This window comes from Stenotrophomonas sp. SKA14, from assembly GCF_000158575.1.
In the GTDB taxonomy this organism is placed as follows: Bacteria; Pseudomonadota; Gammaproteobacteria; order Xanthomonadales; family Xanthomonadaceae; genus Stenotrophomonas; species Stenotrophomonas forensis.
The window spans coordinates 1,873,938-1,898,174 of the sequence record NZ_DS999412.1; the positions used below are offsets into that span (position 1 = coordinate 1,873,938).

A 24,237-nucleotide genomic window follows, 5' to 3' on the forward strand; every position below is an offset into this window, starting at 1 on the left:
GGGGTGGGCAGGACCGTTGGCGCCATGGATGGCGCCATCGAGCCCCCATGGATGGGTTTACGGCGTGTCCTGACCACCCACACCGCCCCGCCAAACCCACAGAAAACCAGAGCCGCTTTGGCTGTTGCTGTTGCTGTTGCTCTGGCGCTGGCGCTGGCTTGCAGCAGGTGCAGGGCGCAGCCCTGCCGAAACCCCTACTTCACTCGACGACCCGAACGGTCGATGCGGAACCGCTCTCCGCCTTCCATCGGCGTGTGCCCATCCGTATCCGGCGTGCCGCGACGGCAACCGTTGCAGACCTCGGCCACGCCATCGCGGAACGGCCAGCCGAAATCGAAGGTGCCCGGCACCACCTGACGGAACTTCAGATCGAAGTAGCCCACGCGGTTGCCGACGCGGGCCCGCAGCAGGCCCTCCTGCGGCGTCTCCGGTCCGTTGTCCCAGGTCAGCACCGGCAGGCTGCGGCCCTTGCGGTCGACGTAGTGGAAGCCCTGGTCGGCATAGACCACGGCCAGGCCGTGGTCGTCGTAGTTCAGGTCTTTCAGCGTGTCGGCGCCGATCTTCGGACGGTGATCGACCACCTCGCAGTTGGGCAGCGGCCACAGCCCGTGCTCGTCGGTGAGCAGCTTGCAGGCCGGTGCCTGCGCCAGCGCGCTGGTACTGGCCAGCATGCCGAGCAGGACCAGCGACCGCGCGAGGCGGCCGCTGGCGGCGGCAGGGCGGGCCTGCCGCTCGATCACTTGGCCTCGGCCTTGCGTTCGAAGGTGGTCGGCACCGGCAGCTGCACCGGCACGCCCTTGTCGTCGCAGGTGCCGGCCTGGCAGAGGCGCTCGCGCAGGGCCGGGGTGGCCTGCACGATCATGTGGTAGATCGCGTTCTGTTCCAGCGTGCCACGGATCGCCTTGCTGCCCGGGCCGCGTGCCCAGATGCCGACGTCCTCGCCACCGTGCGATTCAGCCTTCATCGGCACCAGCGCTTCCTGCATGTAGTCCGGGTGCTCGGTGTCGACCTCGCGCAGGTTCGGGCGGCCATTGGCCGGTTCGAAGCTGCTCGGGTTGTGCGGGTAGCGCTTGGCGCCGGCCGGCTGCTGGTTGCTGGCGCCGGTGTGGCCCGGGCCGTTGGCGTAGGTCAGGGTGGTGTACGGCTGGCCGCTGCCGTCCAGCGCATAGTCCAGCTTGCCGGCACCGTCTTCGCCGCCCTTGTCCTTCACCTTGCCCAGGATCGGGTTGCCGCGTGCCGGGTAGCCGACGAAGTTCAGCGTGTGCGAGTGGTCGGCGGTGACGATGATCAGGGTGTCGTCGGCCGAGGTCAGTTCATTGGCCACGCGCACCGCGTCGGACAGGGCGACGGTCTCGGTCAGGGCACGGTAGGCGTTGCCGCTGTGATTGGCGTGGTCGATGCGCGCGCCCTCGATCATCAGCACGTAGCCTTCCTGGTGCTTTGCCAGGTTCTTGATCGCCGCGGCGGTCAGTTCGGCCAGGCTCGGCTCGCCGCCCGGATCCTGCGGGCGCTCGTACTCGTAGCGCATATGGTCGGGCTCGAACAGGCCGAGGATGGCCGGTGCGTTGGCGGCGGCCGCCAGCTGCTTGCTGTTCCAGACATAGGCACCCTGCGGATGTGCCTGCTGCCATTCCTGCACCAGGCTGCGGCCGTCCAGGCGCTGGCCGACCTTGTCGTCGTATTCCGGATCGCGCTCTTCCACGGTGGTGAATTCACCGCGACCGCCGCCGAGGGCGACCAGCGGGCCACGGCCATAGCGCGAGGTCGACAGCAGCTGCTGGGCGATGTCCTTGCAGCCGGCCGCCTTGGCCGCTTCGGTCAGGTCGGTGTCGTTCTCCCAGTTGCGCTCGGGCGAATTCGCGTAGGTGGCGGCGGGGGTGGCATGGGTCAGGCGTGCGGTGGACACCACGCCGGTGGCCAGGCCGGCGCTGTCGGCCAGCTGCAGCCAGGTCAGCAGGCCCTTGGACAGGCTGTCGGCACAGTCGGTGCGGCTGCCGGCGCTGACGCCGATCGCACCCATGTGGGTCTTCACGCCGGTGGTGATGGCGGTCATGGTGCCGGCCGAATCCGGCGTCTGCGAATCGGTGTTGTAGGTCTTGCTGAACGCGGTGGCCGGGAAGCGCTCCCAGGACAGCAGGTTCTCTTCGCCCGAACCGCCCTTCTGCTGGCCCTCGTAGATGCGCGAGGCGGCCACGGTGGTCAGGCTCATGCCGTCGCCCAGGAACAGGATGACGTTCTTGGCCTTGCCGGACATCGCGCCGTTGGCGGCCGCCTGGGCGGCGCCGCTGCGGTACCACCACTGCGGGGTCTCACCGGCCGGGTGGGCGACGGGATCGACGGCGACCTTGAGGCCGGCCGGGGCGGACGCGGGGGCAGTGCTGGCGCAGGCGCCCAGCAGCAGGGTGGTGGCGCAGGCGGCCAACAGGGAGACGGAACGACGCATGGACGCTGGGATCTCACAAACTGTAACGGGACGTTCATTATGCCCGGCCCCGCAAGGCACGCCGATGACACACTGATTTGCCGGCCGGGCGGTCGTTCTGCCGGCCGCCTTGGGCTATCGTTCCAGCATCCCTTCTTCCCCTCTGGATTGCCTATGAAGCTGGTCTCTGCCTGGCTGCGGATTCCATTCTGGCAGCGCGTGGTCGGTGGCTTCGTGCTCGGCGCGCTGGCCGGCTGGGCGCTGGGCCCGGCCGCGGAAACGTGGTTCGGCCCGCTCGGCGAGCTGTACGTCACCCTGATCAAGATGATCGCGGTACCGCTGGTGTTCTTCGCGGTCATCAATGCGATCTCGTCACTGCACGGCCAGAAGTCGGTTGCCGCGCTCAGTGGCCGCACCTTCCTGTGGTTCGTGATCACCGCCGCGCTGGCGGTGTGCGTGGGCCTGGGCGTGGGCACCGTGCTGCAGCCCGGCGCCGGTGGCCTGCAGCTGTCGATGGCCAGCAACTATGTGCCGCGCGAAGTGCCCAGCGTGGTACAGGTGCTGCTGGACGTGGTGCCGGCCAATGTCTTCTATGCGCTGTCCGGCATCGGCACCAAGGTCAATGCGGCCGGTGAAACCGTGCTGGCCGCCGGTCGCGGCTCGATCCTGCCGGTGATCTTCTTCGCAGGTCTGGTCGGATTTGCCATCGTCAAGCTGGGCGAGAAGGTGACCGAGGCGCGCAAGCTGGTCGGCCAGATGAGCGACATCATGATCCAGGTGACCCGCTTCGTACTGGAAGTCACCCCGATCGGTACCTTCGGCCTGATCGCCGGCCTGGTCGGCAGCTACGGCTTCGAGAAGCTGCTGCCGCTGGGTCACTTCGTGCTGGCCCTGTACGTGGCCTGCGCGCTGCACATCGTGGTGGTCTACAGCGCGCTGCTGCTGGCACACGGCCTGAACCCGCTGAAGTTCTTCCGTGGCGCGGCACCGGGCATGCAGGTGGCGTTTGTCAGCTCGTCCAGCTTCGCGGCGATGCCGGTGGCCCTGCGCTCGATCACCCACAACCTGGGCGTGAACAAGGACTACGGTTCGTTCGCGGTGCCGCTGGGGGCCAGCATCAAGATGGACGGCTGCGGCGCGATCTACCCGGCGCTGTGCGCGGTGTTCATTGCACAGTACAGCGGTGTGCCGCTGACCCCGGAGCAGTACGTGGTGGTGCTGATCGCCTCGGTGCTGGGCAGCTTCGGCACCGCCGGCGTGCCGGGCACCGCGGTGATCATGGCCACGGTGGTGCTGAGTGCGGCCAACCTGCCGCTGGAGACCATCGGCTACCTGTATGCCATCGACCGCATCCTGGACATGATGCGCACGATGACCAACGTGACCGGCCAGATGCTGGTGCCGGTGATCGTGGCCAAGGAAACCGGGCTGCTGGATCAGGCGGTGTATGACAACCCGTCCGGCAATGTGGGCGTGGACGATCCCGACCCGACACCGCCGCGCAGCTGAGGTTGTGCGTAGCGATGAAAGGCCCGCCCTGACCGGCGGGCCTTTTGCTTGGCAGGTGGCTGATGCGGTGCCAACCAACGGTCGGCGCCCACCAAAGGTCAGTAGATCCACGCCATGCGTGGATGAAGGCAGCGCCGACCAAGTTCGGTACCCACCAAGGCCGGTCGGCGCCTATCCGTCATTGCGGGCCAACAAAAAAAGCCGCTGCAGGGCAGCGGCTTTTTCTCATGTCAGGCGGCGCGGTCGCGCCAACCGGTCAGATCAGAGATCGACCCGGCGGGCCTGCATGAACTTGTTGCCCCAGTAGCCACTGAGCAGGGTGTCCACGCGCACGTCCTTGCCCGAGCTCGGGGCGTGCAGGAAGCGGCCGTCACCAACGTAGATGCCGACGTGGTCCACGCGGCCCTTGCGGCCGAAGAACACCAGGTCGCCAGCTGCCAGCGCGGTGCGGTCGTTGATCAGTTCGGCGTTGTCATCGTGGGCCATCTCGCGCGAGACGCGCGGCAGCTCGATGCCGAGGGCGGAGCGGAACACGTAGCCGACCAGGCCGCTGCAGTCGAAACCGCTGTCCGGGTTGCTGCCGCCCCAACGGTACGGGGTGCCCAGCAGGGTCATCGCACGGCGCAGCAGCGACTGCACCTTGCCGTTGTCGGCGGCGGTGCCGACAACGCTGCCATTGGCGGCGCTGCTGGTGTCGTAGTTGGCGAGCAGGCGGCTGAGATCGCCGGCCACCACGGCCGAGCGGTCCATCAGCGGAATGGTGTCGTTGGCCGCCAGGTGCGGCAACAGGGCGGCCAGGGTCGCACTGGCGGCGGCATCGACGCGGCTGCGCTGCGGAGCTGCAGCCTCGGCCTTGGCGGCCGGTCGGGCGGGGCTCTCGGCCACCGGGGCCGGAGTCACATCGGAACGATTCGGAACAGTCTGCGACCAGGCCGGAAGGCTGGTCAGACACAGTGCCAGGCCAAGCAACAGCGGGCGGGCACTACGTGAAGATACGGAAGTCTGGCCTTCGCTTTTCAGGTCGTCAGTCGTCACGCGTCGGTCACAGGAAAAAAACGATGGGGCATCATGCCCTGTAAAAGCGTCAATAAGTTAAAAATTCCGTTAGCAATCCGTTAGTTCCATAGTGATGGGCGTCACAGTTTTGAACATATCGCCTGTTCATTTTAGCGAAGGATGCGTTTCGCGCCCGTGTAGTGGTCCTTCCAGTAGGGCCCGCTGAGCGAGTCCAGCCGGACCGTGCCGCCGGTGCTTGGGGCGTGCACGAAACGTCCTTCGCCCACATAGATGCCGACGTGGGTGACGTTGCCGCGACTGCCGAAGAACACCAGATCGCCGGTGGCCAGGCGCTGCGGATCGATCTTCGGGCCCTGTACCGCCGCCAGGTCACGCGAGGTGCGCGGCAGCCGCAGGTCCAGCATCTCGCGGTACACATAGGCGACCAGGCCGCTGCAGTCGAAGCCCGAATCGGGGGTGTTGCCGCCGTAGCGGTAGGGCGTACCGACCAGGCTGATGGCACGCATCAGCACCGAGTTGGCGGCCTCGGGGTTGTCCGGCACGGTCTTCGGCCAGTGGGCCGTCGGCGGGGGCGGAGCGGGGCGGGTGGCCTTGCCGCCGCCACAGGCGGTCATCAGCAGGGGCAGGGCCAGCAGCAGGGCCGGGGCGAGGAGCCGGCGCAGGCCGGACGAAACTGGCGTGATGTGCATGATCTCCGGATAATGCGCCACCTTGGATTGGCCGTCATGATGGCGGCGTCCCCGCCGGGCGACAACCCGCCCCAACCCGCCTGCCTCCGGCAGATCCAGACAGAGTTGCGCATGAAGATCGAAAAAGACCGCGTTGTCCGCTTCCACTACACCGTTTCCGAAGTCGGCCAGGAGCCGATCGAATCGTCCAAGGACCGCGGCGAGCCGCTGGCGATCCTGATCGGCCACGGCAACATCATTCCGGGCCTGGAAAACGCCATGATGGACAAGGAAGCCGGCGCGACCTTCAGCGTCGACGTCACTGCGGCCGACGCCTACGGCGAGCGCCGCGAGGGCCTGTCCCAGCGCGTGCCGAAGAAGCACTTCGGCAACACCAAGCTGGCCCCGGGCCAGCAGGTCGTGCTGCAGACCAACTTCGGCCCGCGTGCAGTGACCGTGCAGAAGGTCGGCATGAGCGTGGTCGACGTTGACCTGAACCACCCGATGGCCGGCAAGGACCTGCATTTCGACGTGGAAATCGTCGATGTGCGCGAAGCCGGCCAGGAAGAGATCGACCACGGCCACGTCCACGGTGACGGTGGTCACCACCACTGATCGCAGCGCGATCGTGATGGCAGCAACGGCCCGCTTCGGCGGGCCGTTGCGTTTCTGGAACACGGCGCGGGCATCCATGGCGCGTGGGCCGGCGGCATAATGGCGGACCTGCCCGACGGATGCCCCGTGAACGCCGCTTCTCCTTCCCTGCAGCCGATGGCTTCCGGCGAACGCATCGCCGTGCTGGACATCCTGCGTGGTGCCGCGTTGTTGGGCATCCTGCTGATGAACATCGAGGCCTTCAGTGGCCCGCTGGACCTGGCGTTCACCGGTATCGACGTGCACTGGCAAGGCATCGACTACTGGGCCGATGCCTTTGTCTATGTGTTCGTGCAGGGCAAGTTCTTCACCCTGTTCTCGCTGCTGTTCGGCGCCGGCTTCGCGGTGATGGCGCAGCGCGCCGACGTGGCCGGCCGCGACTTCACCCCGTTCTACCTGCGCCGCAGCGCCGGGCTGCTGCTGATCGGCCTGTGCCACGCGCTGCTGGTCTGGTCCGGCGACATCCTGGTGATGTATGCGCTGATCTCGCTTCCGTTGCTGGCCTGCCGCGAGGCGCCGCGCAGCTGGCTGCCATGGATGGGCGTGATCGTCTATCTGGGCGGCGCGGCGATGATGCTGCTGGTCGGTGCGATGGTGTCGATGGCTTCGGCAGACGAGGTGCAGGGCATGCTCAGCGAAGCGCAGCAGAGCATCGCGCTGCAGCGGCAGGTGTACGGGCAGGGCAGCTGGGGACAGGCCACCGTGCAGCGCTTGAGCGAGTTCGGCACCTCGATGGGCGCGCTGCTGATCACCGGCCCGGAAGTACTGGGCATGTTCCTGATCGGCAGCTGGTTCGCTGGTAGTGGCGCGCTTGCCGCGCCGGAACGCTTCCCACGCCTGTACGCCTCGCTGCGCTGGATCGCGCTGCCGCTGGGTCTGCTGGTCACGGTACTGGGTGTTGCCTGGAAACCCTACCTGGCACCGGGTGCTTACGACCTGCCGGTAACAGCCGCAATGGCACTGGTGACGATCGGCGGCCTGCCGATGTGCCTGGGCTACCTGGCGTGGATCGTGCACTGGCGCACGCGGCTGGCGTGGCTGGCACCGGTCGGGCGCATGGCCTTGACCCACTATCTCGGCCAGTCGCTGCTGTGCACCTGGATCTTCTACCACTACGGACTGGGCAGGTTCGAGATGATGCCGCGCAGCGTGCAACTTCTGTTCGCGCTGCTGCTGTTTGCCGTGCAGGTGGCCATCTCGCACGTGTGGCTGCGCCACTTCCGTTTCGGGCCCATGGAATGGCTGTGGCGTGCGATGACGTACCGGCAGTGGCCGCCGATGCGGCGCGGAGCCGGGCTGGGCTGATCGATGCCGAGGGCGCGCGAGGACGTGATCGTGGTCGGCGCCGGGGCCATCGGCCTGGCCAGCGCGCTGGCGTTGCGCGCGCAGGGCCGGCAGGTGCGCGTGATCGACCGGGGGCGCGTCGGGGGTGCGACGTCGCATGGCAACTGCGGCACCATCACCCCCAGCCACGCACCGCCACTGGCGGCGCCCGGGGTACCGCTGCGCGCGTTGCGCTGGATGCTCGATCCACGCGCGCCACTGTACGTGCGCAGGCGGCTGGATCCCACGCTGTGGCGCTGGTTGCTGCAGTTTGGTGCACGCTGCAACGCCCGCGACTGGCTGCGGTCCACGCGTGCACGTGGCGCGCTGCTGGGTGATTCGCGGCGGCGCCTGGCCGAGTGGGTGCAGGTACATGCGCTTGACTGCGAATTTGATGCGCGCGGGCTGGACTACGTGTTCGGCGATGCACGCAACTTCGACCACCATGTGGCCGAATGCGAGGCGCTGAACGCGCAGGGCATCGCCACGGCCTGCATCGGTGGTGCCGACTATGCGCGCGCGAATCCGGCCTTCCACGATCGCCTGGCGGGTGCGATCCATTTTCCTGGTGATGCGCAGCTGCGGCCGGATCGCTACACCGCCGAGCTGGCACGCGTGCTGCGCGCGCAGGACGTGGTGATCGACGAGCAGGTGGACGTGCAGGGATTCAGCGATGACGCACAGGGTGTACGCGTGCAGGCGGATGGGCAGTCGCTGGCCGCGCGCGAGCTGGTACTGGCCACCGGGCCGTGGTCGCGGCACTGGGCACGGCAACTGGATCTGCGCGTACCGATCCAGCCTGGCAAGGGCTACTCGCTGACCTGGTCGCGGCCGGCGCTGGTGCCGCAGCGGCCGGTGGTGCTGAAAGATCATTCCGTGTTCGTGATCGCCTGGCGCGAAGCGCTGCGGCTGGGTGGCACCATGGAATTCGCCGGTGCCGATCCAAGCTTGCGCGCGACCCGCCTGCGCGCGCTGCAGCAGGCCGCCGACCATTACCTGCGCGCGCCATGCGGTGCGCAGCTGCAGGAGCAGTGGTGCGGTTGGCGCCCCATGAGCGTGGACGACGTGCCGTTGATCGGCCGTGCGCCCGCGCATCCTCACGTCTGGCTTGCAGCGGGGCATGGCATGCTCGGCATCAGCATGAGCGCCGGCACCGGCCAGCTGATCGCCGATCTCGTCTGCGGCCGTACCCCAGCGATCGATCCTGCCCCTTACCGACCCGAGCGATTCCGATGAGCACTGCACCCTATGATTACGACCTGATCGTCCTTGGCGGCGGCTCCGCCGGCCTGGCCGGTGCGATCCGCGCCGCGCAGCATGGCAAGCGGGTGGCAATGCTGGAGCCGGGCGAACTCGGCGGTACCTGTGTCAATGTCGGCTGCGTGCCGAAGAAGGCGATGTGGCTGGCGGCCGACCTGCACGAACGCATCGGCCTGGCCAGTGCGATGGGCTTCGATGTCGAGGCCCGCCCGGCGCTGTCGTGGAAGGAACTGGTGATCCATCGCCAGGCCTATATCAGCAACATCCACACCAGTTACCACAAGCGCCTGGACGAAACCGGCGTGGTGCGCATTCCGGCGCGCGGCCACCTGCTCGATGCGCACACCGTGGCCTGCAGCGATGGCGTGCGCTACAGCGCCGAACACATCCTGATCGCCACCGGCGCGCACCCGCTGCGGCCGGACATTCCGGGCGTCGAACTGGGCCTGGTGTCTGATGACTTCTTCGATCTGCGTGCGGCACCTGCCGAGGTGGCGATCATCGGTGGTGGCTACATCGCAGTGGAACTGGCGGGCCTGCTGCAGGCACTCGGCAGCAAGGTGCACCTGCTGGTGCGTGGCAAGCGCCTGCTGGAGCGCTTCGATTACGAGCTGACCGATCAGCTGGCCGAGAACCTGAAGCAGCAGGGCGTAAAAATCCATTTCGACTACCGCCTGCGCGAGCTGCAGCGCGATGGCGAACGCGTGCGCGCGATCGGCCAGGATGGCGTGCTGGAGAACGCCTTCGATGCCGTGTTCTTTGCCACCGGCCGCCGCGGCAACAGCCGTGACCTGGGCCTGGAAGCGCTGGGTATCGGCATCGGCGAGCACCAACAGGTGGAAGTGGACGAATGGCAGACCACGAGCGTGCCGAGCGTGCATGCGGTCGGCGACATTGCCGGCAAGGTCGGCCTGACCCCGGTGGCGGTGGCGGCATCGCGGCGGCTGATGGATCGCCTGTTCGGTGGCCGTCCGCAGTCGAAGATGGATTACGAGAATGTGGCCAGCGTGGTGTTCTCGCACCCGCCGTTGGGCGCGGTGGGCATGAGCGAAGAGGAAGCGCGCGCGCGTTTCGAGCAGGTGAGCGTGTACCACAGCCGTTTCCGCCCGATGCTGCAGGCGCTGGCCAATGGCACCCAGCGCAGCCTGTTCAAGATGGTCTGCGCTGGCCCCGAGGAACGGGTGGTGGGCATCCACCTGCTGGGTGAAGCGGCTGATGAGATCCTGCAGGGCTTCGCGGTGGCGGTGAAGATGGGTGCGACCAAGGCCCAGTTCGATGACACCGTGGCGATCCACCCGACCTCGGCTGAGGAAGTGGTGCTGATGCGCTGACCTGCGGTTGTAGAGTCGAGCCATGCTCGACTGCCGTGCGAAAGCAGTCGAGCATGGCTCGACTCCACAGAAGGCGGCATTCGGGCACGCTCAGCGCTACCGGGGCGGGCACCGGCCGCCCCCATGCGACAATGGCGGCCCCCACGCCTTCCCGGGCCGCCCCGCGCGGCCCGCCGTCGTCCTGATGTCCAATCCCGCTTCCCGTATCGCCACCTCGTCCCCACGCATCGCGCTGGGGGGAATCGGTCTGGCTGCGATCGGCGCCATCGCTGCTTCCGGCAAGGCGATCATCGTCAAGCTCGGCCTGCGCCACGGCGTGGATGCCACTACCTTGCTCGCCCTGCGCATGCTGATGGCGTTGCCTTTGTTCGTGCTGATGGCGCTGTGGGCCGCGCGCCGGGCCGAGCCGTTGTCATGGGCCGACCGCGCCCGGGTGCTGTGGCTGGGCTTCACCGGCTACTACCTGTCCAGCCTGCTCGACTTCCAGGGGCTGCAGTACATCAGCGTGACCCTGGAGCGGTTGATCCTGTACTTGAACCCGACCCTGGTGCTGCTGATCAACGTGCTGTTGGCGCGCCAGCGGCCGGGCCGCTGGCAGATCGGCGCGCTGGTGCTGAGCTACCTCGGCGTGCTGCTGGCGTTCGGCCATGACCTGCAGCGCGAGGGCGGGCAGATCATCGTCGGCAGCCTGCTGGTGCTGGGCAGTGCGCTCAGCTACGCGCTGTACCTGTTCGGCAGTGGCCAGGTGGTCGCACGCATCGGTGCTGTACGGCTGACCGCCTATGCCAGCTGCGTGGCCAGCGTGCTGGTGCTGTTGCATTTCGCGGTCACCCATCCGCTGCCGCTGCTGTGGCAGGCGCCTGCGGCGGTGCAGTGGCTGTCGCTGGTCAACGCCACCGTGTGCACCGTGTTGCCGGTGCTGGCGATCATGCTGGCGGTGCAGCGCGTGGGTTCGTCGCTGGCCGCACAGGTCGGTATGCTGGGCCCTGTTTCCACCATCGTGATGAGCCTATGGCTGCTCGACGAACCAATGGGGCCGGCGCAGATCGCCGGCACCGTGCTGGTGCTGATCGGCGTACTGCTGGTGACCCGCCTGCGGCGCTGACGCCGGAGCAGGCGCGCGCGCGCATCCTGGCGGTGATCCGCGCCATCCCGGCGGGGCAGGTGATGGGCTATGGGCAGGTGGCGATGCGCGCCGGCCTGCCCGGGCGTGCCCGGCTGACCGCACGCATCCTCGGCCAGAACGACGATCCGGACCTGCCCTGGCATCGCGTGCTGCGCTCGGATGGGCGCATTGCCATGGAAGAAGGTTCGGCCGGCTGGCGCGAGCAATCGCAGCGGCTGCGCGCCGAAGGCGTGGTGGTGGAGAACGGCCGGGTGCGGATGCCGGCCACCGATCCGGCAGCGGCGCTGGATGCGGCGGTGTGGGGGCCGGGCTGAGCGCGGCTGGCGACTGAACGGGCCGTGCCTGCCGGTCGCCAACAAGGCAGGGTGCTGCGGCTATGATGGAGGCCGTTCCATGCCGGTGCTCCCATGTTCCCGCGACTGCCAACCGTCACCAAGGCCCTGCTGATCGCCAACGCGATCCTGTTCCTGCTGCAGCAGCCGTTCCTGCTCGGCATGCAGACCTTCGAGCCGTTCATGCTGCAACCGTTGCAGCAGGGCTTCGATGCGTTCTCGCCGGGCGGCAATTTCCAGCCCTGGCAGCTGCTGACCTATGGCTTCCTGCATGGCAGCTTCGGCCATCTGTTCTTCAACATGCTGGCAGTCTTCATGTTCGGCGCGCCGCTGGAGCAGACCTGGGGCGAGAAGCGCTTCCTGCTGTACTACCTGGTCTGCGTGGCCGGTGCCGGTGTCTGCCAGCTGCTGGTGGGGACGCTGCTGGAGAACCCGGCGACGGTGCTGGGCGCGTCCGGCGGCGTGTTCGGCCTGCTGCTGGCCTACGGCATGCTGTTCCCCAACCAGCGGGTGATGCTGCTGTTCCCGCCGATCCCGATGAAGGCACGGACCTTCGTGATCCTGTTCGGCGTGGGTGAACTGGTGCTGGGCATGACCGGCTGGCAGCCGGGCGTGGCCCACTTCGCGCATCTGGGCGGCATGCTGTTCGGCTGGTTGTTGATCCGTTATTGGCGCGGGCAGCCGCCGTTCAACAAGCGTCGGCCGCCGGGCCCGCCGAATCGACCGAACCATCTGCGCAGCGTGAAGTGAGGCGCTATGCGCCCCACTTCACGCGGGTAGGTGCCAACCTGGGTTGGCACGCTTTGAATGGGATCATTTGACGCGGTGGATGCCAACCTCGGTTGGCGTGCGCGCTGCCGCTCTGTGCCAACCAAGGTTGGCACCTACCCATCCTGCAGCACCACCTGCGCGGCATTGTGCCCCGGTGCACCGGTCACGCCGCCACCGGGATGGGTGCCCGAACCGCACAGGTACAGGCCGGGCAGGGCGCCGCGGTAGCCGGCCTGGCCGACCATCGGCCGCGCCGAGAACAACTGGTTGGCACTCAGTGCACCGTGGAAAATGTCGCCACCGATCAGGCCGAAGGTCCGTTCAAGATCCAGCGGTGACAGCACCTGGCGGCCCAGCACGCTGCCGGAAAACCCGGGCGCATAGCGTTCGACGGTGGCGATCATCAGGTCGGCCACGGTCTCGCGGTGATCATCCCAGTGACGCCCGTCGGGCAACACCGGTGCCACGTGCTGGCAGAACAGGCTGGCCACATGCTGGCCGGGCGGTGCCAGCGAATCATCCAGCGTGCTGGGAATGAGCATTTCCACGATTGGTTCGCGCGACCAGCCGTCGCGGCGCGCGTCCAGCCAGGCGCGGTCCATGTAGTCCAGGCTGGGCGCCATGATGATGCCGGCGCTGAGGTGATCGCCGGGGCCGGGCAGGGCATTGAAATCCGGCAGCCGCGACAGCGCCACGTTCATCCGGAACGTACCCGAACCGCAGCGCCAGTTCGCCATGCGTTCGCGGGTGGCTGGCGGTACGTGCGCCGGTTCCAGCAGATGTTCGTAGAGCAGTTTCGGGTTGACGTTGGCGATCACCGCGCGTGCGCGCAGGGTTTCGCCGTTGGTCAGTGCCACGCCCACCGCGCGGCCCTGCTCGATCAGCACGCGCTGCACGCCGGCCTGCACGCGTAGTTCCGCACCGGCCGCGCGCGCCGAGGCAGCGATGGCCTGGCTGATCGCGCCCATGCCACCGATTGCGTGGCCCCAAGCGCCCTTTACGCCGTTGCACTGGCCGAACACGTGGTGCAGCAGCACGTAGGCACTGCCCGGGGTATACGGGCTGGCGTAGTTGCCGACAATGCCATCGAAACCGAACAGTGCCTTGATCGGCTCGCTCTCGAACCAGCGATCCAGATACTCCGCTGCCGACAGCGTGAACAGGTCCAGCAGTTCCTGGCGCAGCGAGGGATCCAGCGTCGACAGTTCGCGCCCGAGCCGGCCCATCTGCCACAGGGCGGGCAGGGCACGCCAACCAGCTCCAACACCAATATCCGGCGGTGCACGCAGGGCCCACGCGCGCAGCACGTCGGCGAAGATCTCCAAGCGTGCCTCATATTCGGGCAGGCGCTGCGCATCCCGCTCGGAGAACTTTGCGACTTCGGCCTGGGTGCGGCCCGGTGCCGACAGCAGATAGCGGCCATCCGGCAATGGCAGAAAATTGTTGGCGGGGCGCGCGACGATGCGCAGCCCGTGCGCATGCAGTTGCAGGTCGTCGATCACCTTCGGCTGCAGCAGTGACACCGTGTACGACGCGACCGAGTTGCGGAAGCCGGGATGGAATTCCTCGGTGACCGCCGCACCGCCGAGAATGCCGCGACGTTCCAGCACCAGCACCTTCTTTCCGGCGCGCGCCAGATAGGCCGCGCAGACCAGGCCGTTGTGGCCACCCCCGATCAGGATCGCATCCCATGTCGTCATGCGTTGCGGATCGCCGCTTCGATGGTGGCGATGTCGATCTTCTTCATCGGCATCATCGCGTTGAAGGCGCGCTTGGCCAGTGCCTTGTCCTTGCTGGTCACCGCTTCGATCAGCATGCGCGGGCTGATCTGCCAGGAGATGCCCCAGCGGTCCTTGCACCAGCCGCATTGGCTCTCCTGGCCGCCGTTGCCGACGATCGCGCTCCACAGGCGGTCGGTCTCGGCCTGGTCTTCGGTCTGGATCTGGAAGGAGAAGGCTTCGCTGTGCTTGAACGCGGTGCCGCCGTTGAGGCCGACGCAGGGAATGCCGCAGACGGTGAATTCGACGGTAAGCACATTGCCTTCCTTGCCGTCCGGAAAATCACCCGGGGCGTGATGCACGGCGGTCACCGCGCTGTCGGGCAGGATGCTGGCGTAGAAGGTGGCGGCCTCGAGCGCGCCGGTGTCATACCAGACACAGATGGTGTTCTTGTGCGCCATGTGGGTGCTCCGGGATGGACGAAGCCGCAGCGATAGCATGCCCCGTGTTAACCCCGGATCGTGCTGCACCCGCAAAAAAGAGGGCGCCCGAAGGCGCCCCCTGTGTTACCGGTTCATCAGCAGGCTCAGCGCCAGACCTTGATCTGCTCGGCCTCGCTGCGCTGCATCGGCTGGCCGGCCTTGCAGCTGAAGGTGGCACCGAAGGCCGGCAGGTTGGCCAGCGTGCCATTGCTGCGCCACAGGCCCGGCGCGCGGATGTCGGCGGTCAGGCGGCGCACGGCCTCGTTCGGCGACAGCTGCTGTGCCCACAGCGTCGACCAGGCGCGGAAGAAGCCCTGCTGCTGTGCCTGCTTGGCCTTCGGCTCCTGCGCAACATACGCCGCCCAGGCCAGTTCCAGGCCGGCGATGTCGGCCAGGTTCTCTTCCTGGGTGAGCGTGCCGTTGACCTTGGCCCCCTTCACGCCCGGGAAATCGTAGGCGCTGTACTGCGCGGCGACGCGGCTGCCGAGCAGGGTCCAGGCGGTCTTGTCGGCCGGGGTCCACCAGCTGCGCAGCTCGCCCTTGGCGTCGACCAGCGCGCCCTTGGCATCGATCGCACGGGTCAGTTCGTGACCGACCAGGCCACCGAAGCTGCCGAACTTGTCGGCGGCGTCAGCCTTGGCATTGAACACCGGGCCCTGCAGGATCGCGGCGGTAACGATCAGGCGGTTCTGCGCCAGGTCGTAGGCCAGCGACGGCTGCTGCGGCAGCACGTCCCAGCGACGGTCGGCGTTGCCCTTGCCGATGCGCTTCATTTCCTCGCGATGGCGCCAGGTCGAAGCGATCAGCATGTTGCCGCCGAACGAGCCACGGCCCATCGGCTGCACGCTGTAGTCCAGGTCGCGCAGCGGGGTGCCGATCTCGATCTTCAGCGCGGCCAGCTTGGCCTGCGCTTCGGTCTTGGCTTCGGCGCTCATCCAGCTGCTGTTCCTGACCGCTTCGATCTGCACTTCGCGGACCTTGTCGACGATCCACGCCGCCTGGCGACGGTCTTCGGCCGACAGGTAACGCGCGGCGTACTCGCGGCCGACCATCGGGCCGGCGGCCACGTTGATCGCATCCAGCACGTCTTCCCAGCGCTGCGGCGGCAGGGTTTCGCCACGCAGCACGCGGCCACGGAATTCGAACTCGGCATCGCGGTAAGCCTTGGACAGGTACGGCGCCATCGAGTCACCCACGCGCCAGCGCAGGTAGGCCTTCCACTGGTCCGGCTTGAGCTTGGTGACCATGCCGTCGAGCTGCTTGAACAGGCCCGGGTCGGCCAGCGAGACCAGGTCGTCATCCACGCCCTGTGCCTTCAGGAAGGCATCCAGCTGCAGGTTGCGGTAGCGGCTGTTGAGCTCCTTGGTGGAGATCGGCGCGTAGTTGTTGAACGGGTTGTTGATGCCGGCCAGCGACTGCGCGTTGCGCGCCAGCTCGGTTTCCAGCGCGATCACCGACTGCGATTCGGCATCCAGCTTGGCGGCCGGGGTGCCGGTCAGCGCCAGGATCTGCTTGACGTACGCGCGGTAGCGACCCATCAGCGCCACGGTATCGGCGTCGGTACGGGTATAGAACGCCGGGTCCGGCAGGCCCATGCCGCCCTGCATGAAGTAGCCGATGTGGCGATCCAGCGCCTTCAGGTCGACGTCGGGGCCGAAGTTGAAGGCCACCGGGATGCCGACCTGGTGCAGCGCGGCGATCGAGGCCGGCACGTCCTTGGCTTTCTTGATGGCGTTGATGCGGGTCAGCAGCGGGGCGATCGGATTGGAACCGTCGGCTTCCACGGCGGCTTCGTCCAGGCCGCTGGCCCAGAAGTCACCCAGCAGCTTCTGCACGTTGCCCTGCGGCGACTTCATCGCGGCATCGAGCAGTTCGCGCTGCTGCTGGCGGCTGCGATCGACCAGCTGTCCCAGTGCGGTGGTGGCACCGGTCTGCGGTACGGGGTTGGCCTTCAGCCAGCCTGCGTTGGTGGCGTCGTAGAAGTCGCTGCACTGGGCACTGACAGCCGGGGCGCGTGCGGCCTTCTTCTTGGCGGCGGCGAACGCATCGTGGGTCGGGACCAGGGTCGCCAGGCTGATGCCCAGGGCGATGGCAAGCGGACGGAAGTTGGGCATGTGGAACGAATCCGTGATGGATTGAGGGCGCGCGCACTATAGCAAGCCGCGCATCGACGCGGCATGCAGGCATCACGCTGCGTTCGCAGGGCGCCGCCAAAAACAAAGGCCCGGGAAATCCCGGGCCTTTGCAGGTCTGCCGCAGCGTCAGCCGTGGCTTACCAGATCACCACCTGCTGCTCGCCAGCGCGGGCCATCGGCGAACCGGCCTTGCACTGGAACGCAGCGGCGAAGGTCGGCAGGTTCGACGGCGCACCCATGGCGCGGAACTGCGCCGGGGCATGCGGGTCGGTGGCCAGGCGGACCTTGGCGTTTTCCGGGGTGTACTTGGTGCGCCACACGGTGGCCCAGTTGAAGAAGAAGCGCTGGTCGCGGGTGAAGCCATCGACCTTCGGATCTTCCTTGCCGGCGGTGGCCTTCTGCAGGGCGTCGTAGGCGGTGGCCAGGCCACCCAGGTCGGCGATGTTCTCGCCCAGGGTCAGGTGGCCGTTCACGGCCTGGCCGTCGACCTTGTACTGGTCGAACTGCTTGACCAGCTTGCCGGTGAGGCCTTCGAAGTTCTTCTTGTCGGCCGGGGTCCACCAGTCCTCCATGTTGCCGGTCGGCCCGAAGCGCGCGCCCTGGTCGTCGTAACCATGGGTCATTTCATGGCCGATCACCGCACCGATGCCGCCGTAGTTCAGCGCGTCGTCGGCCTTCGGATCGAAGAACGGCGGCTGCAGGATGGCGGCCGGGAACACGATCTCGTTCTGCAGCGGGTTGTAATAGGCGTTCACCGTCTGCGGGGTCATGCCCCACTCGGTCTTGTCGACCGGCTTGCCGATCTTGGACAGGTTGAACTTGTAGTTGAACTCGCTGGCCGCGCGCACGTTGCCCAGGTAGCTGTCGCGCTGGGTCTGCAGGCCCGCCCAGTCACGCCACTTGTCCGGGTAGCCGATCTTCGGGGTGAAGGTTTCCCACTTGGCGATGGCCTTGGCCTTGGTCTCATCGCTCATCCAGCTCAGGCCCTGGATGCGTTCCTTCAGCGACGCGGCCAGGTTCTTCACCAGCTCTTCCATCTTCGCCTTGGCTTCCGGCGAGAAGGCAACCTTCACGTACAGCTGGCCGAAGGCTTCGCCGGCATCGTTCTCGATGGTGCCCAGCACGCGCTTCCAGCGCGGCTTCTGTTCCTTCTGGCCATTGAGGGTCTTGCCGTAGAACTCGTAGTTCTCCTGCACGAAGGCGTCGGCCAGGTACGGCGAGGCGCTGTCCACGGTATGGAAGCGCAGGTAGGCGCGCCACACCGACGGATCGGTGTCGCCCAGCGCCTTGCTCACTTCTTCATGGAAGGCCGGCATGGCCAGCGAGAACTTCTCCGGCGCGGCCACGCCCTGCGACTTGAAGAACTCGGTCCAGCTGAAGTTCGGGGTCAGCTTGTCGGCGTCGGCCAGGGTGACCGGGTTGTAGAACAGCTCGACGTTGCGCGACAGCTCGACGCGCGACTTGGAGGCCTTGGCCAGGCGGGTTTCGAACTTGACCACGTCCTCGGCCTGCTTGGCGGCATCGGCCGCGGCGACGCCGGACAGTTCCAGCACCTTGGCGACGTGCGCCTGGTAGGCCTTCAGCTTGTCGGCGTTCTTGGCATCGGTGTAGTAGGTGGTGTCGGGCAGGCCCAGGCCGCCCTGGCTGGCGTAGGCCATGTTCACGGCAGAGTTCTTGAAGTCGGCTTCGGCGCCGAAGCCGAACAGCACGTTGTCGCCCTTGGCCGCGCTGGTGCGCAGGTAGTTGGCGATGGCGGCCTTGTCCTGCAGGCCGTCGATCGCGGTCAGGTCGGCCTTCAGCGGCTCGATGCCCTGCGCATTGATCTTGGCTTCGTCCATGCCGGTGGCCCACAGGTCGCCGACGATCTTCTCGATGTGGTTCGGGTTCTTCACCTGCGCGACCTGCTCGGCCAGCTGGTGCTGCACCGCCACCGAACGCTCGTCGAGGATGGTGAAGGCGCCCCAGCTGGTGCGGTCGCCCGGGATTTCATTGGCGGCCAGCCACTTGCTGTTGACGTAGTCGCCGAAGGCGCCACAGGCGTCCTTGCTGGTATCCAGGTCGCTGGGCTGGAAGGCGTTGTAGGCCGGCAGCTTGCTTTCGTCCAGGGTGTAGTGGGTGGCTTCGGCGGCAGCCGGCGTGGAGGCGGTGGCGTCCTTGGCCGGGGCTTCAGTCTTGCCGCAGCCGACCAGCGCGGCCGAAACGGCCAGGGTCAGCAGCACGATCTTGGGAGTACGGGTCACTTGAATGGCCTCCAGGCCGAGTGAGTCAGGGAAGGGCCGCGGGGACGGCCGTGGGCCGAACGATACGCCGCCGGCCTGCCCCGCAAGGGTGTCGAAGGTCATGGCCGGGCGCAAGGGGCCGGCTTCGTGGCCCGGAAAAGACAGACCCGGCAAAAGCCGGGTCTGTCGGTACTGCGGTCAGGCTGGGATCAGAAGCGGTACTTCAGGCGCACGAACGGGGTGCGGCCGAAGTAGTCGTACTGCGTTGCGAACGGAGCAACGTTGCCGTAGCGGCTGGAGGTCGCACCGGTGGAAACCTGCGGCGGAGTGGCGTTGAAGACGTTTGCCACGCCGGCCAGCACTTCCCAGTCGGCCTGCTTGTAGCTCACCGAAACCGTGTGATAGATGCGGGATTCGGCGACCAGGTCGCGGTAGGAGTTCGGGCGACCCTGGTAGGTGAACACCGGATTGAGGTTCTTGTTCTCCGTCTTGCCCACGTACTGGGTCAGCCAGTTGTAGGTCCAATCGCCACGCTCCAGGCTCAGGCCCAGGTTGGAGACAATCTTCGGACGGCCGATCAGGCCCAGCTGGTCCGACGAGGACAGGCCGCTGGCCTCGGCACTGTCGAACAGGTTGGCAACGTCTTCGACGGTGTAGGTGACCTGGTTGTCCAGCGAGAACTTGCCGAAGCTGAATTCATGCTCCCAGTTCAGGGTCATGTCCCAGCCGCGGGTGCGCTGCTCGTTGATGTTCAGGTACTGGGCATACACCTCGGTGATCGAGTTGGCGTCAGTCCCGGTGGTGGGATTGCGCTTCATGAGATCGCAGTAGCGGTTCGGGAAGGTCGTGGAACCGTAGCAGCCCGAAACGATGTCATCCGCGCCCAGCGAGGTGATCTGGCCCTTGACCTTGTAGTCGAAGTAGTCGATCGCAATGCTCAGATCGGTGAACGAGGGAGTGAACACCAGGCCAACGCTCTTGGCGGTGGAGGTTTCCGGCTTCAGGTTGCCGGCGCCGCCACTGGTGAAGATCGTTGCGCTTGAACCCGCTCCGACGTAGTCATCCGGAATGCCGGCGGCGCCGCAGTTCGCGCGGATGTTGGTGTTGTTGCTCTCGCCCCAGCGGATGCACGGGTCGATGGCGCTCTGCGGCTGGAAGCCGGTCTGGTTGCCCAGGAACAGTTCGTACAGGCCCGGTGCGCGGTACGAGGTACCGATGGTGCCGCGCAGGCGCAGCGACGGGATGATCTGCCAGTTCAGGCCGGTCTTCCAGACGCTTTCGGTGCTGCCGGTGGAGTCATAGCGGAAAACACGACCAGAGGCATTGAGGCTCAGCGACTCGATGCCGGTAATGCCCTTCAGCAGCGGAATGTCGAGCTCGAGGAAGGCTTCCTTGACCTTGTCATCACCCTTGGTGACATCGGCCGTGCTCGAACCCCACAGGTCCTTGTAGCCCTCGCCCGGCTGGTCGTTGATCTTGTAGTAGCGATACTCCAGGCCGAAGGCTGCGCCCACCGGACCGGCCGGCAGCTCGAACAGGTTGCCGGAGAAGATGGCGTTGACGGTGGCCTGGTCGTAGGTGGTCTTGCCACGTGCAGTGATGCCCAGGATGCCGACCAGTTCGTCGACCTTGGCACCACTCAGGTAGCCCGGGTCGAAGTAGTTGGCGGCCGGCGTGGTGCCGGTACCCGGACGACCGAGATCACCGGTGATCGAGTTGCGGATGCCGAGGGTCGAGTACTTGCCGCTGGAGCGGCTGTAGTTCGCGTTGACTTCCCAGCCCCACGACTCGGTGCCCTTGAACAGGCCATCCAGCTTGTTGGCAATGTAGAAGTAATCGACCTCAACGCTCGACGCCGACTTGAACGGCATCACCGGCCGGGCCTTGGTGGTCGTGCCCGGGATGTAGACCGTCGGGAAGAACTGGCGCCACTGGAAGTTGTCCGTGGTGCGGTTGTTGTACAGGAACTGCGTCTTCCAGTTGAACGAGTCGAAGCCGAAGTCGGCGGCGACGTAGACGGACTTGCGCTCCTGCTTGTTGATGATGTTGCCTTCACCCCAGCGCGCGAAGTTCTGCGGCTCTTCGTAGTACGCAATCGGGTTGTTGGCGTAGGTCTTGTTCGCACGCGGGCGGTAGCCCGGGAACGGACCGACGGTGGTGCCCTCCGGGCTCGGCACGTAGCGGACGGCGCCGACATCGATCACGTTCATCAGCATGTTCTGGCAGCCGGCCAGGTCGGTGCCCCGCAGGATCGAATAATCCTGGCGATCGATGTTGTTGCCGTTGCCATCGGTGATCAGGTCACGGCTGCACTTGAAGAAGTCGCGATCGCCGCGGGTCAGCTCGTTCTGCTTGTACCACTCGACGGCGGCGACGATGCTGCCCTTCTCGAAGTTCCAGCCATTGGCGAGCGAGGCAGAGAACACTTCGCCACCGCCTTCGGTGGGAACGCGGCCGGTGAAGGTCATTTCCGGACGATCGAAGTGCTTCTTGGTGATCAGGTTGACCACGCCGGCCACTGCATCGGAGCCGTAGATGGACGAAGAGCCGTCCTTGACGATTTCCGCGCGCTGGAGGATTGCTGCCGGCAGGACGTTGAGGTCGAACGCGCCGACCGCGCCACGGGTACCCGCGGGACCCGGTCGCTGGCCGTCCAGCAGGATCAGGGTGCGGTTGGCACCCAGGCCGCGCAGCGAGAAGGTCTGGACGCCGGTGCCGCCGTCGACGACGTAGCCGCCGAACTGGTTGGTGATCTGGGTTTCTGCGGCGCCGATGGCGGACTTCTGCAGGAACTCGCTGACCGTCGCCTGGCCCTGGGCGGCGTTGCGCTCGGTGTCGATGGTGAACACCGGCGAAGTGGTCTCGTAGTCGGCGCGACGGATCAGCGAGCCCGTGACCGTGACCTTGTCAAGATCGGTTGCCTTCTTGCTGTCACGCGAGGGGCTTGACGCCGCCGCTTCCGTTTTGCCTGCGTCCTGGGCCAGAACCGGAGCTGCCTGGAGGCAGGCGAGCACTGCCAGGGCGAGCGGCAGGCGGCTTGGCGTAATGAGGCGGTTGACGATGGTCATGCTGTTGGATCCCCACTTGTTATGCTTCGGTTAATGGAGTGTATGTGCCGCGTAAAATAAATGCAACGTGAATGATGTCGTGGCGTAACTTGTTGTTGCTAATGGTGAATTCAGGAAGCGGGCATGAAAAAACCCCGCCGCCCTGGGGCAGCGGGGTTGTCGGATACCAGACGCTGGAGGTCAGCTCCGGTCAGAGGCCGCCCGGGCCACAGTCCTTGGCAAGGAAGTCGGCCATCAGCGGCAGCGTTGCCCGATAGTGGCTGGGGTACCACGGCATGCTGTGCGGCATGTCCGGAATGAGCTCGAACTTTGCCGGCACCTTGTCCTTGACGGCGTTGTAGAAGTTCCTGGCGTGGAAGGACGGCGTGCGTACGTCGCGGTCGCCCACGAAGGTCAGCAGGGGAATGTTGGCCTTGGCAGTGTTCTGCATCGGGTCCATGCCCTTGACGGTCTGTCCCTGCAGGATCCGTTGCAGCCTGTTCTCGCTCCAGGAGACACCCAGCCGCGCGAGGTCGGTGACCGGCGCGCCTGCGATCGCGCATTGGAACGGGGAGGGCGCGCGCACGGTGGCGGCGGCCGCTGCAAAGCCGCCGTACGAATAGCCGAAGATGGCCAGGCGATCCTTGGCGGCGATGCCCTGCTGCACAAGCCAGGCCGCAGCATCGTCGTTGTCATCCTGCATCGACAGTCCCCACTGCTTGTCACCGGCGCGCCAATGCTCGCGGCCGAAGCCGGTCGATCCACGGTACTGCGGCCGGATCACCGCGTAGCCCCTCGAGGTGAAGAACGGCACCCAGCCCGAGACGTCCCAACCGGTATAGTCGCGCGCCCACGGGCCGCCGTGCGGATGCACCAGCGCCGGAAGCGGTGCGTCGCCCTGTTTCCAGCCGGCCGGAAGATCGACGATCGCCGGAATCGTGCGGCCGTCGCGCGCGGTGTAGGTAATCCAGCGCTGTTCACCGATCTGCTTGCCGTCGATCCAGGGGCGCTCGCTGCCCAGGGCCGTGACCTGCTTGCGGTCGCTCAACAGGCGGTAGGTCGTGGGCTGGTTGGCCGCGTTGGTGGTGAACAGCACCCGTGACAGATCATCGTTGTAGCCGGTGATGGCGACGTAGGCGTCCGGATAAGCCTGCTTCAGGCCGTCGTACAGGCTCTTCATCAGCGGGTCCACATACACCGCTTCGCGGCGCGGACCGTCCACGTAGAAGCCGAGTACCTGATTGAAGTTGCTCGGCTTGGTACCCAGAATCAGGCCACCGATCGGGTATTGCGGATGGGCCGCCAACGGTTCGTTGTCGAACGCGCGCTTGGCCGGGTCGTACAGGCGGGCCTGCACCTGTTCGGAGAACTTGTCGGTGAGCACATACAACTTGCCCGTCTGGTCGTCGATGCCAACCACATCCATGGTGTAGCGGTCGCTCAGGCGGGTGGTCAGCGCATCGTGCTTCTCGAACTGGCCGCTGCTCTTGTTCTTCACCAGGATCTGTTGTTCGTACTCGTTCGAACCGGCGGGCTCGATCTGGGTACGGGTCAGCAGTTCGCCGTCGCGGGGGTGGAACAGGCCCGGCGAGGAGCGGGCATCGCCGCGGAACAGCAGGGAGGTTTCACCCGTGCGCAGGTTGAACAGGTAATAGTTCGACGACAGCGTGGACTGGTTGATCTGCGAAATGATCACCCTGTCCGGGTCCAGCGGCAGCGAGTGCACAAGCGAGGCCGTGCCTGCGATCTCCAGGCAGCGCTGGGTCTGCTCACTGATGCCAAGCTTGCGCGAGCTGTCGGCAAAGGCTTCGTCGAACTTGGCCTGGCGAGTGTCGGTCAGGTAGGCCTTGGTCAGGAAGGTCTTGGTCGAACCCACGGCGTTGCCTTCGCCGCAACCGGCCAGCTGGGCCGTCAGTTCCTGGCGGCCGATGACCAGGCTGCGCCCGGCCTTGAGGGCACTGGCGGCGATGAATTTCATCCGGTCGCCCGAGGGCGTGATCGCAACCGGGCTGCTGCCAGGGGATTCCAGGTTCCAGTTGGCCAGCGCGGTGTCGCCATTGTTGCTGCCGGGCGCGGCGATGATGGCGACCAGCTGCTTGCCATCCGGACTCATCGAGACGGATTGGATCGAGGGGATCTTGGCAAAGTCCTCGACCGGCAGCGGGACAGGCGATGCCATGGCCTGGCTGGCGGCGAGCGCCAGCGCGGCCACCAGGGCGGTGC

At 66.6% G+C, this 24,237-nt stretch carries 18 protein-coding genes; 8 read left to right on the top strand and 10 right to left on the bottom strand.

Annotated features, from left to right (window positions below; translation table 11 throughout):
• Positions 1-194: 194 nt before the first annotated feature.
• The gene (locus SSKA14_RS08480; protein WP_008264634.1) at positions 195-740 is read right to left on the bottom strand and encodes a WG repeat-containing protein; all 546 of its coding nucleotides are present in this window, start codon (positions 738-740) and stop codon (positions 195-197) included.
• Complete coding sequence (locus SSKA14_RS08485) at positions 737-2,443, bottom strand: alkaline phosphatase (protein WP_008265557.1); 1,707 nt, start codon at positions 2,441-2,443, stop codon at positions 737-739. Before SSKA14_RS08485 ends, SSKA14_RS08480 begins: the two co-directional genes overlap by 4 nt.
• 153 nt (positions 2,444-2,596) lie before the next feature.
• On the opposite strand from SSKA14_RS08485, the gene SSKA14_RS08490 reads away from it, so the two are divergent.
• A complete protein-coding gene (locus SSKA14_RS08490) occupies positions 2,597-3,931 on the top strand; it encodes a dicarboxylate/amino acid:cation symporter (RefSeq protein WP_008266950.1) in 1,335 nt (444 codons plus the stop codon).
• A 261-nt stretch (positions 3,932-4,192) separates the two neighbouring features.
• Here SSKA14_RS08490 and SSKA14_RS08495 read toward each other — a convergent pair whose 3' ends face one another.
• A complete protein-coding gene (locus SSKA14_RS08495) occupies positions 4,193-4,900 on the bottom strand; it encodes a C40 family peptidase (RefSeq protein WP_232281429.1) in 708 nt (235 codons plus the stop codon).
• 197 nt (positions 4,901-5,097) lie between these two features.
• Positions 5,098-5,637 carry a C40 family peptidase gene (locus SSKA14_RS08500; protein ID WP_040009468.1) on the bottom strand — a complete coding sequence of 180 codons (540 nt, stop codon included), beginning with the start codon at positions 5,635-5,637 and terminating at the stop codon, positions 5,098-5,100.
• Positions 5,638-5,748: 111 nt separating this feature from the next.
• On the opposite strand from SSKA14_RS08500, the gene SSKA14_RS08505 reads away from it, so the two are divergent.
• The 7 genes from SSKA14_RS08505 (at position 5,749) to SSKA14_RS08535 (ending at position 12,392) form a co-directional block, all read left to right on the top strand.
• On the top strand, positions 5,749-6,231 hold the full coding sequence (locus SSKA14_RS08505; protein WP_008266927.1) for a peptidylprolyl isomerase: 483 nt from the start codon (positions 5,749-5,751) through the stop codon (positions 6,229-6,231).
• A 99-nt stretch (positions 6,232-6,330) separates the two neighbouring features.
• Positions 6,331-7,575 carry a DUF418 domain-containing protein gene (locus SSKA14_RS08510; protein ID WP_040007325.1) on the top strand — a complete coding sequence of 415 codons (1,245 nt, stop codon included), beginning with the start codon at positions 6,331-6,333 and terminating at the stop codon, positions 7,573-7,575.
• Between the two features lie 3 nt (positions 7,576-7,578).
• Positions 7,579-8,829 (top strand): FAD-dependent oxidoreductase, encoded by a 1,251-nt coding sequence (locus SSKA14_RS08515; protein ID WP_008265517.1) that lies wholly within the window; start codon positions 7,579-7,581, stop codon positions 8,827-8,829.
• Positions 8,826-10,184, top strand: a complete 1,359-nt coding sequence (gorA, locus tag SSKA14_RS08520; RefSeq protein ID WP_008265491.1) for a glutathione-disulfide reductase — start codon at positions 8,826-8,828, stop codon at positions 10,182-10,184. Before SSKA14_RS08515 ends, gorA begins: the two co-directional genes overlap by 4 nt.
• A gap of 184 nt (positions 10,185-10,368) precedes the next feature.
• Positions 10,369-11,289 carry a DMT family transporter gene (locus tag SSKA14_RS08525; RefSeq protein ID WP_008266694.1) on the top strand — a complete coding sequence of 307 codons (921 nt, stop codon included), beginning with the start codon at positions 10,369-10,371 and terminating at the stop codon, positions 11,287-11,289.
• Entirely contained in the window at positions 11,286-11,624 is a 339-nt protein-coding gene (locus tag SSKA14_RS08530) for an MGMT family protein (protein ID WP_224329410.1), read from the top strand. Before SSKA14_RS08525 ends, SSKA14_RS08530 begins: the two co-directional genes overlap by 4 nt.
• A gap of 93 nt (positions 11,625-11,717) precedes the next feature.
• The gene (locus SSKA14_RS08535) at positions 11,718-12,392 is read left to right on the top strand and encodes a rhomboid family intramembrane serine protease (protein WP_008267505.1); all 675 of its coding nucleotides are present in this window, start codon (positions 11,718-11,720) and stop codon (positions 12,390-12,392) included.
• Positions 12,393-12,526: 134 nt separating this feature from the next.
• On the opposite strand, the gene SSKA14_RS08540 is transcribed toward SSKA14_RS08535, so the two are convergent.
• The 6 genes from SSKA14_RS08540 to SSKA14_RS08565 all read right to left on the bottom strand — a co-directional run bounded on the left by SSKA14_RS08540 (position 12,527) and on the right by SSKA14_RS08565 (position 24,193).
• Positions 12,527-14,113: an NAD(P)/FAD-dependent oxidoreductase gene (locus tag SSKA14_RS08540; RefSeq protein WP_008268654.1), complete on the bottom strand. Its 1,587-nt coding sequence runs from the start codon at positions 14,111-14,113 to the stop codon at positions 12,527-12,529.
• On the bottom strand, positions 14,110-14,592 hold the full coding sequence (locus tag SSKA14_RS08545) for a VOC family protein (RefSeq protein WP_008267987.1): 483 nt from the start codon (positions 14,590-14,592) through the stop codon (positions 14,110-14,112). Before SSKA14_RS08545 ends, SSKA14_RS08540 begins: the two co-directional genes overlap by 4 nt.
• Positions 14,593-14,717: 125 nt before the next feature.
• Positions 14,718-16,727 (bottom strand): M13 family metallopeptidase, encoded by a 2,010-nt coding sequence (locus tag SSKA14_RS08550; protein WP_008264557.1) that lies wholly within the window; start codon positions 16,725-16,727, stop codon positions 14,718-14,720.
• Positions 16,728-16,885: 158 nt separating this feature from the next.
• Positions 16,886-18,988, bottom strand: a complete 2,103-nt coding sequence (locus tag SSKA14_RS08555; protein ID WP_008268103.1) for a M13-type metalloendopeptidase — start codon at positions 18,986-18,988, stop codon at positions 16,886-16,888.
• A 188-nt stretch (positions 18,989-19,176) separates the two neighbouring features.
• Entirely contained in the window at positions 19,177-22,035 is a 2,859-nt protein-coding gene (locus SSKA14_RS08560; protein ID WP_008267603.1) for a TonB-dependent receptor, read from the bottom strand.
• A 190-nt stretch (positions 22,036-22,225) separates the two neighbouring features.
• Complete coding sequence (locus SSKA14_RS08565) at positions 22,226-24,193, bottom strand: prolyl oligopeptidase family serine peptidase (protein ID WP_232281430.1); 1,968 nt, start codon at positions 24,191-24,193, stop codon at positions 22,226-22,228.
• Between the last annotated feature and the right edge of the window lie 44 nt (positions 24,194-24,237).